The organism is Runella sp. SP2 (assembly GCF_003711225.1).
In the GTDB taxonomy this organism is placed as follows: domain Bacteria; phylum Bacteroidota; class Bacteroidia; order Cytophagales; family Spirosomataceae; genus Runella.
Genome location: NZ_CP031030.1, coordinates 3,810,751 through 3,826,347, shown reverse-complemented (window position 1 = coordinate 3,826,347; position 15,597 = coordinate 3,810,751). Strand labels below are relative to the sequence as shown.

Annotated in this window: 11 protein-coding genes; all 11 read left to right on the top strand. The window is 46.3% G+C overall.

Annotation, left to right across the window (positions count from 1 at the left end; translation table 11 throughout):
* Positions 1–23: 23 nt before the first annotated feature.
* The 11 genes from DTQ70_RS15235 to DTQ70_RS15185 all read left to right on the top strand — a co-directional run bounded on the left by DTQ70_RS15235 (position 24) and on the right by DTQ70_RS15185 (position 15,574).
* On the top strand, positions 24–1,271 hold the full coding sequence (locus tag DTQ70_RS15235) for an MFS transporter (RefSeq protein ID WP_122934423.1): 1,248 nt from the start codon (positions 24–26) through the stop codon (positions 1,269–1,271).
* Between the two features lie 73 nt (positions 1,272–1,344).
* Entirely contained in the window at positions 1,345–2,709 is a 1,365-nt protein-coding gene (locus DTQ70_RS15230; protein WP_122931601.1) for a vanadium-dependent haloperoxidase, read from the top strand.
* Between the two features lie 109 nt (positions 2,710–2,818).
* The gene (locus DTQ70_RS15225; RefSeq protein WP_122931600.1) at positions 2,819–4,273 is read left to right on the top strand and encodes a vanadium-dependent haloperoxidase; all 1,455 of its coding nucleotides are present in this window, start codon (positions 2,819–2,821) and stop codon (positions 4,271–4,273) included.
* A gap of 49 nt (positions 4,274–4,322) precedes the next feature.
* Positions 4,323–4,871 carry a carboxymuconolactone decarboxylase family protein gene (locus DTQ70_RS15220; RefSeq protein WP_122931599.1) on the top strand — a complete coding sequence of 183 codons (549 nt, stop codon included), beginning with the start codon at positions 4,323–4,325 and terminating at the stop codon, positions 4,869–4,871.
* Between the two features lie 64 nt (positions 4,872–4,935).
* A complete protein-coding gene (locus tag DTQ70_RS15215) occupies positions 4,936–5,505 on the top strand; it encodes a carboxymuconolactone decarboxylase family protein (RefSeq protein WP_122931598.1) in 570 nt (189 codons plus the stop codon).
* An 88-nt stretch (positions 5,506–5,593) separates the two neighbouring features.
* Complete coding sequence (locus DTQ70_RS15210) at positions 5,594–6,892, top strand: hypothetical protein (protein ID WP_164490054.1); 1,299 nt, start codon at positions 5,594–5,596, stop codon at positions 6,890–6,892.
* 2 nt (positions 6,893–6,894) lie between these two features.
* Complete coding sequence (locus DTQ70_RS15205; RefSeq protein WP_122931596.1) at positions 6,895–10,059, top strand: SusC/RagA family TonB-linked outer membrane protein; 3,165 nt, start codon at positions 6,895–6,897, stop codon at positions 10,057–10,059.
* Positions 10,060–10,124: 65 nt separating this feature from the next.
* Positions 10,125–11,573, top strand: coding sequence for a RagB/SusD family nutrient uptake outer membrane protein (locus DTQ70_RS15200; protein ID WP_122931595.1), 1,449 nt, complete (start codon positions 10,125–10,127; stop codon positions 11,571–11,573).
* A 7-nt stretch (positions 11,574–11,580) separates the two neighbouring features.
* Positions 11,581–12,717, top strand: a complete 1,137-nt coding sequence (locus DTQ70_RS15195; RefSeq protein WP_122931594.1) for a DUF3179 domain-containing (seleno)protein — start codon at positions 11,581–11,583, stop codon at positions 12,715–12,717.
* 54 nt (positions 12,718–12,771) lie between these two features.
* Positions 12,772–13,329 (top strand): hypothetical protein, encoded by a 558-nt coding sequence (locus DTQ70_RS15190; protein ID WP_164490053.1) that lies wholly within the window; start codon positions 12,772–12,774, stop codon positions 13,327–13,329.
* Positions 13,330–13,387: 58 nt separating this feature from the next.
* Complete coding sequence (locus DTQ70_RS15185) at positions 13,388–15,574, top strand: TonB-dependent receptor domain-containing protein (protein ID WP_122931592.1); 2,187 nt, start codon at positions 13,388–13,390, stop codon at positions 15,572–15,574.
* Positions 15,575–15,597 lie beyond the last annotated feature (23 nt).

The following is a 15,597-nucleotide window of genomic DNA, read 5'->3' as shown; positions in this document are numbered from 1 at the left end:
TGGGGGAATAAATGCGAAAAATTATGAACGAGATACAACCTTTAAGCACTTTTGTTGGAAAAGCTCCCATCGGAACGCTAAACAGCGCGAGTTTGGGTGCTTTTTTTCTCTGTTTTATTAGCTATTTATTTGGCGGAACGGCGGCTACGCTCATGTCGGTCTATTTGCCCGTGGCCATTCCAGAACTATTGGGGGAAATCCGACTTCCCGAAGCGCGCTTGGGCGAAATTGGGGCGTACGTGGGAGCGGCTTTTTTGTACGGTTGGGGGCTTGGAGGACTACTTTTGGGCTTGGTAAGCGACCGCATCGGTCGCGCAAAATCATTGACCTTGGTGACGGGGCTATATGGGATAGCCACTTTGCTAACAGCCTTTGTTCCAGACTGGTACTCGCTGATGGTTTGTCGTTTTTTTGCGGGAATGGGCATTGGAGGAGTGTTGTTGATTTCAACGGTTTACATCTCAGAAATATGGCCCGTACCATCTCGCCCCATCGCATTGGGCATATTGGCGGTGGCTTTCCCGATTGGCATTGTAGCTACGGGTGGTCTAAACGTACTTTTTGACGAATGGCGTCACGCGTTTTGGCTAGGACTGATTCCCCTCGGAACGGCGCTTGCCATGTCGCTGTGGCTTCCAGAATCAGGGGCTTGGGGAGAATCAAAAATGACTTCAACCACCTCACAATCCCCCTTGTGGAGTACGTCAAATCGTTATAATCTGCTGATGGGTATGGTCATTTTCGGGTCGGTATTGATTGGACTTTGGGGGATTTTTTCATGGATTCCAACTTGGGTTCAGTCGTTGCTACCCGAAGGACAAAGCGGTCAGCAAGAACGTGGTGTCACCATGATGTTGCTCGGTTCGGGAGGCATCGTTGGCGGGATTTTATCGGGTTTTTTAATCAAAAAACTGGGCGTTCGCTCCACCTTAATTTTAACGTTTTTGGGATGCGCTATTCTGTCTTTGATATTGTTTTTGACCAATCGGCATTTTAGTCAATTGGTATATATCGAAATGGCCTGTTTGTCGCTCTTCTTTGGGATAAGTCAAGGTACGCTTTCGAGCTATATTCCCTTGCTTTTTCCGATTGCAGTACGCGCCACAGCCACGGGCTTTTGTTTTAACATTGGCCGATTTTTTACGGCAACCTCCGTCTTTTTTGTAGGGGCGATGGTCTCCTTTTTGGGAGGTTTAGGCAATGCCCTACTGACATTCTCAGCGGCGTTTGTAGTCGCTTTGGTGGGGGCTATTCTCAATAAAAATAGATGACGAACAGGGGTTGCTTTATAACCCATAAATAATTGATACAGAATTTGATGACTCAAATCTAAAAGAATCAATTATGAACTCATTGATAAAAAAATGGATAGCTTGGATGATGCTAATGGCGGTCGTGGCCGCCTGTAATCGCTCCCAAGACGTTACTCCCCAAAAACAACTGAATGAATACGACGCGAAAGTCGTGCTGAAATGGGGGGAGTTGTTTTTAGAACTTGATCGCTATGCGCCAGGCTACCGTCCGCCCGTGGCGGCGAGGGCTTTTGCCTACATTGGTCTAGCGGCTTACGAAACAGTGGTGTCGGGCACAAAAGAATACCAATCGCTTGCACCTTATTATGCTGGAATAAGCATACCAAAAGCCGAAGCGGGAAAAGCGTACCATTGGCCAACGGCAGTGAATGCCTCGTACCAGTCGATGATGTTGAAGTTTTTTTCGCACGTGAGCACTGACCAAAAAGCAAAAATAAATCAGTTGGGCGAATCGCTCTTCAAGGAGTTTCAGGCAGAAACCGATGCAGAAACATTTGCGCGTTCGAGGGCGTTGGGCGAAAGCGTGGCTTCGGTCATGTTTGAGTATTCAAAAACGGATAAAAACGGACACGAGGCGTATTTGAATCCGCATCCAACGGATTATGTACCACCCGTGGGAGTTGGAAAGTGGCAGCCCACCAAACCCGATTTTACGAGGGCTTTGTTGCCCTACTGGGGGCGCACGCGCACTTTTGCCATTACGGCCGAAGACAAAGTAGCGAAGCCACCCATCGAATTTAGTTCGCAAATCACGTCGCAGTTTTTTGCGCAAGCGCTGGAAGTATGCTCGTTTCCAGATAATTACGAAAATCGATGGATTGGTGAGTTTTGGAGCGATGATATTTTTGAGCAGACGTTCGAGCCCGCAGCCCGTTGGATTGCGATTGCCAATCAAGTGATGATACAAGAAAAAGCCCACCTCGAAACGGCCGTTTATACCTATGCCAAACTAGGAATGGGGCTGAGTGATGCGGGTGTGGCTTGTTGGAATTCTAAATACCTCTACAACGTAGAACGCCCGATTTCCTACATCAATCGCTCCATCAATCCGAAATGGATAACGCTGCTTGACAATACTGTCAAAAAAGTAAAGGGAGTGACGCCACCCTTTCCCGCCTATCCGTCGGGGCACTCGACGTTTGGGGCGGTGGCTGCCGAGATACTGTCAAACATCTTTGGCTATAAATATGAAATGACCGATAGAAGCCATGAATTTCGGGTGGAGTTTATTGGGAAACCTCGGAGCTTCCACAACTTCAACGAGATGGCCTATGAAAATGCCATCTCACGGATTTTGCTCGGGGTGCATTACCGCATGGACTGCGACGAAGGGCTGAGAATGGGGTACAATGTGGGTCGAAAAGTGAATGCAATAAAATGGAAGCCAGTGAATTAGCGTCAAAGACAATACAAAATAATTGATAGGTAATTGATGACTTAAACAGGCTTATCGCCTGATAAGCCTGTTTTTTATCAAAACCTAATAAGTAGAACGTTTGGTAAAAATGGATAAAAAACGGAAGACAATAGCGAAAGTAAGCAGTTGGTTGGGTTTGGGAATCATCCTTTCAGTGACGCCATTGCTTCAGGCTCAAAACAGAGATAAAGGCAACCTAAAAGATGCCTCGCTGCCTACGGCATGGGCTAAAATGACCGTGCAAATAATGGCGCAAGCGCAAAACAATACCCCTACGTATGGCTCCAGGGCATTGGGGTACATTGGGCTTACGATGTACGAAACGTTGGTGCCTGCGTCTTCAACGCATCGTTCCATTGCGAAATCGCTTTGTGATACATTGTCGCTGGCCAAACCCAGTAAAAAATATTCGTGGGAACTAGCCCTGAATGCGGGCCAAGCGCAGATTGTGAAGGCTTTTTATGGCTATGCTCAAAAAACGAGCGGCATCGACTCGTTGGAAAATGCCATTTACCAACAATACTCTGTCAATGTTTCGCCTGCGGTCGCCGCCGCTTCGGTAGCTTACGGTCGGGCGTTGGCGAACCGTATCTATGAATGGGCCAAGTTAGACGGTGGGCATGAGGGGTATTTGAGAAATTTCCCCAAAGATTATAAGCGACCAGAGGGACAAGGAAAGTGGGTGCCGCCTACCGTTGGTCAATCAAATTCTAAAATTCCCATGCACCCAACGTGGGGACAGAACCGTACTTTTTCGGCAAAAAATGCCCAATTGCCTTTACCCGAGCCTTTGGTTTATTCAACAGACACCACCAGTGAGTATTATAAACAATATACCGAAGTAGCAGAACAAAAAAGAAAACTAACGGAAGAAGACCGAGCGATAGTCATGTGGTGGGGCGATGATCCTACCGAAACGTGCTCACCCCCAGGGCATTCGTATCATTTGGCGACCATCGCCATTCTGAACAGCAACGCTGATGCTATCAAAGCGGCCGAAACTTACGCCCGCGTCGGGATGGCCGTGGCAGATGCGTTTATTTGTTGTTGGAAAGCAAAGTTTTCCTACATGGTTCAGCGCCCGTCGTCGTTTATCAGGCAAACTCTTCGGAAAAAGGAGCGGTATCCAGGAGAAATGATTAATTGGTTGCCGTTCTTTTTAGAGCCACCTTTCCCTGCGTTTTATTCAGGTCATGCTGTGCAGTCGGCAGCCACGGCTACTGTTTTGACCGAAATGTACGGCGAAAATTTTTCATTCACGGACGCTACTCATGCGGGGCGCAGTCCCAAACGTTACTACGTAGTCAAACCGCTTCCTGCCAAATATGAAGATTTGTTAGCAATGGGAGATTATATGCCCGAGTACCTTGAAAAAGAAGTAAAATTTCAGCCACGCCACTATCGCTCATTTTGGGAGGCAGCCAAAGAATGTGCGGAGTCGCGCCTGAAAGGCGGGATTCATACGCGTCATGATAATGACGTTGGCCTCGCAGAAGGGACTAAAATTGGCCAGAATATCAACGCGTTACGCTGGCGGAAATAAGCGTAAAAAGTTATTCAAAAAACAACCCTTGTTAACTTAAAATACATCTATGCCACATATTTCATTACCCGAAGGTTTTCCTGGAATCCGTAGTTTGGCGGCTTATCGTCCTGATACGGGGGCGGCTTTGTACGCGCTGGCGGAAGCGCTTTTGAGGGGCGATTCGGCCTTTTCGCAAGCTGACGCGGAGTTGATTGCCACGTTTACCTCGTCGCTCAATCAATGTACGTTTTGTACGTGCAGCCACGCTGCTGCTGCCCGTTTTCTGTTTGAAAGCAACCAAGACGTCGTCGATGCAGTCATTGCGGATTACCACACCGCACCGATTTCGGATAAAATGAAAGCGTTGCTGACCATTGCCAAATGCGTTCAAGAAGACGCCCGCACCGTTTCGGAAGAAATAGTAGCGAATGCTCGCCTGCTCGGAGCCACCGACCGCGAAATCCATGACACGGTGCTGATTGCGGCTACGTTTTGCATGTTCAATCGCTACGTGGACGGCTTGGCGACCGTGACACCTACCGATGTTGCTGATTATATCCCAATGGGTGAACGTATGGGGACGCTTGGCTATGTGCCGCCTAAGCCACAAGCCTAGACCTTATAGGCTTCAAAAACCTATAAGGTCTAAAAGTTGTAAACCGCTAAATAAAATACTGGCCATGCCACATATACAATTTCAAAACGACTTACCAGGGATTTTAGGTCCCATGAATTTTAGCCCACATACGGCCGAACCGATGAATGCACTGGCCAATGCGCTGCTTCAAACCGACGAAGGTCTGAGCCGAGGCGAACGTGAATTGATAGCCACCTTCGTTTCATCCCAAAATGACTGTTTTTTCTGCCAAACCATTCACGGAGCGGTGGCAAGTGAGTATTTGGGAGACGACGACTGGTCGTTTGTCAAGGCCGTAAAATGTGATTACGAGCAAACCGCACTTTCGGATAAAATGAAGGCATTGTTGGCGATTGCGGGTAGCGTACAAAAAGGTGGAAAACACGTTACGACCGAACAAGTAGAGGCCGCAAAAGCGCAATGTGCCACCGACCGTGAAATCCACGACACGGTACTCATTGCAGCCGCTTTTTGTATGTTTAATCGGTACGTGGATGGGTTGGCGACAATTGCACCTCAAAACCCTGAGGTATATCGCGCTAGAGCGACCCGCGTTGTTGAAAAAGGATATTCGGCGGAAGGGAAATATACTTCCGAAAATATTATATCATAGGTTGGAGTGAACAGAAAGCCCCAATTTACTTGATTGGGGCTTTTTAAAATCCTCCAGCAATGCCTCCAATTTAGTAACCCAAACTGAAATGAAGTACCTTATACCTCTATTTGTTGTTTTATGTTTGTTAAATGCCTGCCATAAAGCAGATAAGTGGCAGATGCCTGTAAAAGAAATGACGGATGAACAATATCCCGATAATCCCAATTTAACGTCCAGACACCCCAAGGCGCAACAAGTGTTGTACAAAACGATTGCCATTCAGAGACAAGCTGACGACAAGTTTGACCTTGAGCTACTTCCCCAAAAAAATGAAACACCAACCATCAAAATCAAAGGCATACCGCTCTTAGAATGGATGCCGACTGCGGTGGATTGGATTAAAAAAGATGATTATTTGACGTACATCGGACTCATAAATCAAGAATGGAATCGTCAACAAGTGCAATTTAATGTAGGGCAATTTGAGGCAACAGCTGGAGCTGAAGTCCAAATTTCGCGCGTGGATTTGGCACGAAACTGCCTTAATGCGTATCTCTGGGAAATGTTGGTTTATGCCAAAGATACCGATGGTAAGGATAAATTATATTGGCAATGCTGGTTTGATTTTCCGAAAGATTTGTACGAAGAACTATTTGTAAAACGCAATAAGCTAAGCATAGAACCCTACCGTGCAGGACTGGAAAATTGGGTTGACCCACCTTCAAAAAATATTAACCTGAGCTTGTTACGTGAAGTAAAATCCGAAAAAGTAGTTCCGTTTGTGTCAAGCAACGATGAAATGTACGCGTTGAAGGGCGAACTGGAGCGCAAATACAAGAACATTGTCTATCCGAAAAAAGTAACAAAAATGGGCGATTTGTTGAGCGATAGCACACGGTTTGCGACGTTTGCTCAACCTGGATTTTATGACACCAAAGACCCCCGCGTTACTTATTTAAGTCGGTTGGGAACGCTTACCAAAGTGATTGAAAGACAAATCATAACGCCTACCAAAGAAGATGCCTTAGAAATAGAGTATGTTTTTGTGAGTAACAAAGACGCCGAGACCATTACGCGCTTGGTCGTAGGTGGCCTTAAACCAGCAAAATTACCTGCACTTTCGCTTGAAAATGCCAATGATGGCGCCCGCGCTTCTATGGGTGTAGCCAATCATTCATTTTACGAAACCTTTGACTATCAACAACAACACTTGACAAAAGACAACCCGTTTTATTCTTTTTTGCTTGATGAGAAAGGCAACTTTTTAGATAATCACAAAATCGGTATTGACGGAACAGTTTTTCATTTGGATGAAAAAGACAAGACCAAATTACACCTTTGGGTTTTGTCATTTGAACGCCACGCGTTTGTAAGTCATTGTACCACCCAATTATCAAATCATTAAGTATGAGACATTTTTTTACCCAAAAAATAGCCTGCCTATTGCTGATGCTTTTATGCGTTGGTCGTGTATTGGCGCAGGACACAACCCTGAAAGGCATTGTTACCGATGCCCAAAGCGGGAACCCATTGGTGAGCGCGACTGTACAAATAAAGAATGGAAAAGACTTTGTATTGACCAACAACAAAGGTGAGTTTACCCTGTCCAATGCGCCAAAACCACCGTTTCGTTTATTGGTGAGCTCAGTTGGTTTTGAAGCCAAAGAAATTGTGGTCAATTCGTTGGCATTTAATGCCATTGTACTCCAAGAATCGGTGACGAGCCTGAGCGAAGTGGTCGTTTCGAGTGGTTATACGATTCAAAATAGGAGCGAGTTTTCTGGTGCAGTGTCGAGCGTGGCAGCCAAACAGCTACAAAACCGCCCTGCCGTTAGTTTTGATCAGCTATTGAGTGGACAAGCGGCGGGCATTGATTTGATTCAGCCTACGAGCATCCTCAATGCTACCCCTGTGTTGCGCATTCGTGGTATCAATACCATCACGTCAGGTTTGTTTCCATTGGTGGTAGTGGATGGGGTAACGGTTTTTGTGGGGGCCATTGGCGGAGGCATTGGCAACAACCCCTTGGCCGATATAAACCCCAATGACATTGAAGCGATTGACGTGCTCAAAGATGCCTCGGCAGCGGCTATTTATGGCTCGCGGGCAGCCAATGGCGTGATGGTGATTACGACCAAAAAAGGCCGTAAAGGAAAACCTAAAGTCAGTTATGATACTTGGGTGAGTCGTAGCACGCCTTACAATATGCCCAAAATGCTTGGGGCAGAGGAATATACAATGATTAAAAATGAGGCAATGGTCAACTCGGGACGTGCACCTGGCTATGCCCTGATGAAAAATGACGATGGGAGTACGGTAGATACGGATTGGTACGACGTGGCGTTTCGTCCAGGAATTTCTCATAACCATAACATCAGCGTGTCAGGCGCGAACGATGCGACGAGTTATTTCTTCTCGACGGGATATACGCACCAAAACAGTTTTATCAAAAACAATACGTTTGAGCGGTTGGCAGCGCGGTTGAATTTTAGTCACCAACTCAATAAATCCATCACATTTGGGGCCAACATTACCTACAGCAATGGCACCAATGTCGGCCCTAATACGGGTGCAGTGCCCAGCAACTCGATGTCATCGTCGGCCTATAACTCACAGTACATCACCAATGAACCCCTTGCTCGTATGACCTACGTGTTGCCCCCCAACGTGCCTGTTTACCGTTCGGATGGCTCATACAGCATCCAAAACGGCATTAGTGTGGGCTATGGTGCCAATAACCCAAGTACAATCGGCACCATCAATGCCTATAACTTGGCCATGGTGCAAACGCTGGATTTGAGTTCGTCGGAAAACAATACCCTCATTGGCAATGTCTATGGCGAATGGAATATCCTGAAAAACCTCAAATTTAGAACTAGCTACGGGCTTAATAACCTACAAGTGACCAATAAGGCATTTCTTAATCCCATTCACGGAGGAGGGGCTGCTTCTAATGGTGTCGCTACCAACAATTTTACGAAGTTTTACCGTAGCGATTGGGTCAATACCTTGTTGTATAGCACCAGCATTAACGAAAAGCACAACATAACCGTTTTGCTCGGCCATGAAGTGATTAAAACGACTACCGATGGCTGGGGAGCACAACAAACCAACGTGACAGACCCTTCTTATACCAATTTTCAAGGTGGTTTTAGTAACATTGCTCCCAGTGGTAATATCTTGATGGAGAATGCGTTGTTGTCTTATTTTTCCAATATTACCTACGATTACAAGAAAAAATACTTGTTGAGTCTCAACTTTCGTCGCGATGGACTTTCGGCCTTAGCGACGGGTAATAAGTACGGAAATTTTGGAGGAGGCTCGGTAGGTTGGAATATTTTTGAAGAAGATTTTTTTAAAAACAGTGAGCTAGCACGCGTTGTTAATAACCTCAAAATTAGGGCCAGTTATGGGGTAGTGGGAAACAGTGAAATTGGGGACTATCCTGCAATTGGCACTTATAATTCAAACACCTACGGCGGAATGCCCACCTTGGCATTTTCGCAAGCAGCCAACCCCAACCTACGCTGGGAAACATCAAAAAAGTTAGACATTGGCCTCAACTTCTCAATGTTCAACGACCGCCTTACGTTTGAGTTTGATTATTACAACAACGAGGTGGACGGCCTGATTCTGAAAGCACCGCAGGCATTGTCGGCGGGCATCCCAGGCAACGTTATTAATGCCAATGTCGGAAGCCTTTATAACCGTGGTATTGAGTTGGGCATCAGTGCCATTGTGACCAATTATCGTGATTTTAAATGGAATACAGGCTTTAACCTCTCAACCCTCAAAAACGAGGTCACTTCGCTCGTGAGTGATGTGTATGTGCCGAGTGTTTTTGGTGTTCAAAACATGACGCGGGTGGGCTACTCTATCGGTTCAATTTTTGCCGTGCCAACCGTGGGCGTAAACCCCGACAATGGTTTGATGGTGTTTGTCAACAGCGAAGGCCGTGAAGTGCAGTACAACCACATTGGTTCGCCACGGTGGACATACAAAGACGGTACCGCAGCTCCAGCCATTGATAACCTGAAAGATGGGGTGATTCAAGGACCCTCGTTACCGCGCTTGTTTGGTGGGTTCAACAATAGTTTTAGCTATAAAAACTTTGATTTGAACTTGATTTTTAACTTTGTTGCGGGCAATAAACTCTACAATGGTACCCGCGCTACCAACTCTGATCAGCGGTATTTTAACAATGGTACGTTCATTTTGAGTCGTTGGCAAAAGCCAGGTGATGTAACTGAGATTCAGAAACTGCAGTATGGCGACAATGTGTCGGCGGGTTTTTCATTTGCGGCTACTTCAAAAGTAGAAAATGGCGCATACCTGAAATTACGTAATATTTCTTTGGGATATACTATTCCTGTTCAAAAAAGCACTCTACTGCGCGGCAGGGTGGCTTCGGCGCGGGTATATGCGCAAGCGGCCAACGTGTTTACGCTAACCAAGTACCGTGGTTCAGATCCCGAAGTATCGATCAACGGCAACTCGATTCATTCGGGCAAAGACCAAAACGTACCACCCAACGCCCAGGTGCTTTCGGTAGGTTTGAATGTTGGGTTTTAAAGCTTTTGTCACCCCGATGTAAGAGGGGGCTAAATCCACTCTCTACAACACAAATATTGAACAAAATGAAATCAAAAATACTTGTATTCTCGCTTGCAACGGTCTGTTTGACAGCTTGTAATGATGGTTTTCTCAATACCGTTCCTAAAACTACTGTAGCCGAAGAGGCCGCATATAGTACCCCTGGCAAAATACTGGCGCAGGTCAATAACCTCTACGGTCAACTCCAAAACGCGACTTTTTACGGGGGGCGATACATCATTTTTAACGAGCAGCGCGGCGATGAGTTTGGACAAAACGATGGTAACGCCGCTACAGGTTCAGCGGTTTGGAACCAGAATGTTGCTTCTACCAACGAATTTATCAACAACGTGTGGGGAGCGGCCTATTCGGCGATTAACGCCTCAAACGTACTTATGGAGCGGCTTAATGGTACCACTGTGGTGTCAGCGGCTGATGCCAAGCTGTACGTGGCAGAAGCTAAGTTTGTACGGGCATTGTCGTATCTGGCGTTGATACAAACCTACGCTAAACCTTATAACGTGGACAAAAACGCATTGGGTGTACCGCTGCGCCTCAAGGCCATCACAACTGAAGGTAACAACGACTTGGCGCGTAGCTCTGTTGCGGATGTTTATGCGCAGATTATCAAAGACTTAAATGAAGCAGAGGTCGATTTGCCAGCATCCTATACAACGCCTTTGTTGAACACCGCACGTGCCAAGAAAAGTACGGCGATTGCGCTCAAAACAAGGGTGTTTTTGCAACAAAACGAATTTCAAAAAGTGGCTGAAGAAGCAGCCAAACTGGTGCCTAAAACCGCTCCTTTTCAATACACTACTGGCTCGCTAACGCATCGTTTGGAAACCAACATTGCTGCTGTTTTTGGAGGTAGTTACACGGGAACTGAAGCTATTTTTTCGATTCCCTTTGCCAACACTACCACCGAAACACCCCCGTCGCAGAGCTCGTTGGCTTTTACTTACGTATCGCAACCTATTTTATTTTTGGCAACGGCAGGGATTGTGAGCGACCCTGCCCTCACCAATGTTGCCGATGCCCGCACGGGCTTGATTGGTACCAACACTGCTGGTCAGAAAGTATTACGCAAATTCAACATCACTACGGCGCCGTTTCGCGATTACGTACCTGTAATTCGTTATGCCGAAGTGATGCTCAACTATGCAGAGGCCGCCGCCCAAACAAACGATTTGCCAATGGCAGTTGCCTTGCTCAAAGCCGTGAGAAATCGGTCAAATCCGAGTCATATTTTTGCGGAAACAGAGCTTACTTCTAAAGCGACTATACTCAACCTTATTTTTAACGAAAGACGTATCGAATTGCTGGGCGAAGGTTTTCGACTGCATGATTTACAACGCCGTGGACTGACCTTGCCCGCTAAAACGGGAAGCATCGGGACAGCCCCATTGGTTTTATCCACGGCCAGCAATTACATTTGGCCTATTCCGAGCGGTGAGATTTCGGCAAACAAATTGATGGTGCCTAACCCTTAGAATCTTTATGAAAAAACTTTTTTACATCGGTATTGTTGGCCTGATTCTTTTTGAAATCGCCAACGTGTATTTCATCATGCCCATGCCAGGCAGCCAACGCATGAACAGCATCGACGTGGCCTATTTTTTACATACGTGGCGGTGGGTCTTTCGGGCTTTGTTTGGGGTAATGCTATTGGCAGCCCCCAAACCCCCAATGGGGGCTTTACTTGGGAGTATTGTGGTGTTGGCAGGGGTTGTTTACATTGCAAATTTCAAAATGGCGGCCGATTCGATGTTTTATCAGCCTTCAGTATTGACACTGAAAAATAGAATAGATAATAAAGTGGCTAAAGAACGCCTAGTGATAGGGGTGGAAGTCGATGGGCAAGCGCGGGCGTACCCGATACAATACATTGGGTATCACCACCAAGTACAAGATACGTTGGGAGGAAAACCTATTATCGTGACTTATTGCACGGTTTGCCGCACGGGTAGGGTATTTGAGCCGCTAGTGGACGGCAAAAAGGAAATGTTTCGATTGGTGGGAATGGATCATTTCAACGCCATGTTTGAAGATAAAACCACGGGTAGCTGGTGGCGGCAGGCCAACGGGGAGGCGATAGCGGGCGAGCTGAAAGGGAAATTTTTGCCCGAAATTCCTGTGATGCAAGTTACTTTGGCGAAATGGATGGAGTTGCACCCAACGACTTTGGTGATGCAACCCGATGCGAAATTTCAAGAAAAATATGATTCATTGAGCAAATACGAAACGGGCAAACGGACAGGAGAATTGACCAAACGTGACTTTGGCTCGTGGAAAGACAAATCGTGGGTAGTGGGTGTGGTGGTCAATGGAGGAACAAAAGCGTATGATTGGAATCAATTGCAGAAAGAAAAAATTATCAATGATATGATTGGTTATTTGCCCGTAACGCTTGTGCTTACGTCTGATAAACAGAGTTTTGTGGCATTGCAACGGGCAACACCTGGGCAAAAGCTCAGTATGAAAAACGATTCACTGTATGATGAGGGAGGCTGTGTGTATGATTTGCTGGGCAAGTCGCACCGAAAAGGTATCCCTGATTTGGAAAGAGCCAATGCGTACCAAGAGTATTGGCACAGTTGGAAAACGTTTCATCCCGATACAAAAAGGTATAAATAATTTTTGGCATGATAATTGGTAGCTTAAATTTGTACCCGTTATTGTGCAATTTCATTGAAAAAACTACTCTCCATCGGTCTATTAATCGTACTGCTCTATCACATGTTTGGGCTGTCGGTGGCGTTGTTGTGTTTTGAAGATGAATACCAAAGCGCTTCTCCCGTCGCCAAAAATGACCAATGGGATATAATTAAGATACCTCTTCAAGAATTGCCGTACGTTTCTTACCAAGAAATCCCTGCTGAACAGGAAGGGCTAATTCGTAAAGATGGCGATTTCTATAATATCGTGAAGCAGTATCACAAAGACGATACGCTTTATATTGTCCTGAAAACCAACCACGACGCCCGCGAGCGTTTTACCGAACTTTCCAATCAAATTCAGGAGTCGTTGGATGCTACGTCCAAAGCGCCACTGAATCCTGTGAAAAAGACAATCGCGTTATTTTTGGGATTATCCAAAACCTACGTATCCAACGCAGAGTTAGCGTGGCCTCCGTTGCTTTTTGCGGGTTATTTACCTAAATCCGTTTATTGTTTTTCGTCACAAATACCTTTAGATTCCTTTTTTTATCTTTTATCGCCCCCTCCCGAGTTCGGTAAACTTGCGTGATTTTTTGGCTTTGTGCCAACTAAAAAAGTTTACTAACCAATTATTAGGGAGCTATTGAATGATAAAAAATACATCATTCCTGTGGCTGGGGCTGTGCCTTAGCTTACAGGCTTATTCCCAAAAAACAAAGCCAGACACCACTCAAAACTTGAAAGAAGTAGAGGTGGTTGGACTGCGTGAACGAATCCAAATCGAACGCTTACCCGACGTGCATCAAATGCTGATTGCCGCAGGAAAAAAGAGCGAAGTGATTCATTTATTGGGACTAAATGCGAACATCGCCGAACGCAATCCTCGTCAACTTTTTGCCAAAATTCCTGGCATTTTTGTGTATGACATGGACGGTTCGGGCAACCAAATAAACATTGCCACGCGGGGGCTTGACCCGCACCGTAGCTGGGAGTTTAATGTCCGTTACAATGGCGTTATTGGCAATACCGACATGTATGGCTACCCTGCCAGCCACTATAATCCCCCTGCCGAATCGTTTGAGCGGATTGAGGTGGTGCGCGGCACGGGCTCACTCCAATACGGAGCGCAGTTTGGCGGAATGGTCAATTACGTGAGTAAGCAAGCTGATACTACCCGCAAGTTTGGGTTTGAAAATATCAGTTCGTTGGGCTCTTTTGGCTTGTTGAGTTCTTACAATGCCATAGGTGGAAAAGTCGGAAAGCTGACGTATTATGCGTATTACCACCGCCGTAAGTCAGACGGTTATCGTCAGAACAGCCGTTCCGAATCGGAGTCGCAGTACGTTGGTTTGCAATACGATTTTATACCAAAATTGTCGTTAAAAGCGGAAGTAGGACATACCGATTATGTGTATCAAATTCCTGGGCCGCTGACCGACAGTATGTTTTTGGCCAATCCACGAATGTCCACCCGTTCGCGCAATTATTATGAACCAGACATCTACCTGCCTTCGCTCACGTTGCGCTGGGAAATCACGCCTCGGACGCGTTTGCAATGGGTAAACTCGATGGTACTTGGAGCGCGAAATAGCGTGATGATTGATGCTTTTGCCACGGTCAAAGATGCCATCGAAGCCAGTACGTTGCAGTACAAAAACCGCCAAGTCGATGTTGACAAGTTTAACAGTTTTACGTCTGAACTTAAACTATCACACGATTATCAAGTGGGTAGCATGAGTTCTGTACTTATCGCAGGTGTGCAAGTGATGAACAACGACCTAAACCGCCGACAAATGGGCAAAGGTACCACAGGTAGCGATTACGACCTGACGCTCGTAGGCACCGACGGCTGGGGACGTGACATGCACTTTAAAACCAAGAACGTTGCAGTATTTGCCGAAAACTTATTGTATTTGACCCGCCGCTGGACAGTCTCGCCAAGTTTCCGTTTGGAGAGTGGTCAAACCGATTTTTCGGGATACATCCGTTATCTCAAGCCTGAGGTAGTACCCAACAGCATTCCGCACCGCTTTCCGTTGTTTGGGGTTAGTACGCAGTACCGTTTGAACGAACAAAACCGCATCTACGCGGGCTGGTCGCAGGCGTATCGTCCCGTGATTTTGAAAGATATTATCCCTGCCTCAGTGTTAGAGCGGGCTGACAAAAATCTGAAAGATGCCCAAGGTTACAATCTTGAAGTAGGAATGAGCGGCCGTACTGGCAAGCTACATTACGACATCACTGGCTTTGTATTAAGCTACAAAAATCGCCTTGGTAGCCTGATTTTGAGCGACCCCGACGGCACTTCGTATATTTTTCGTACCAACATTGGAGATAACCTCAACAAAGGCGTTGAGATGTACTTAGAATACGAGTTTTTGCGTAACCGCCGTACCCGCTTGTCGGTATTTACGTCAACGGCCTATATTGATGCCCGTTACGTAAAAGGAAAAGTGAGCAACGGAAAAGAAAACCAGAGCATTGTGGGAAACCGCGTAGAGTCGGTGCCTGAGTGGACAAGTCGCAACGGGATTGAGTTTAACCACCGTTGGTTGAGTACAACATTGTTGGGTAGTTATGTGTCAAAAACGTTTGCCGACGCCCTCAATACAGTGCAGCCTTCGGCCAACGGAGCGAAAGGAGTGGTTCCAAGTTATACCATTATCGACTGGAACTCGACGATTCGACTCAGCGAGCGATACACCGTGCGCTTGAGTGTGAACAACCTTTTGAACGCCTCTTATTTTACCAAACGCCCTACTTTTTACCCAGGGCCTGGTATTTGGCCTTCGGATGGGCGCAGTGTGGCGCTGTCGGTCGGTGTGAAATTGTAATGAGAAAATAAAAAATTTTTAAT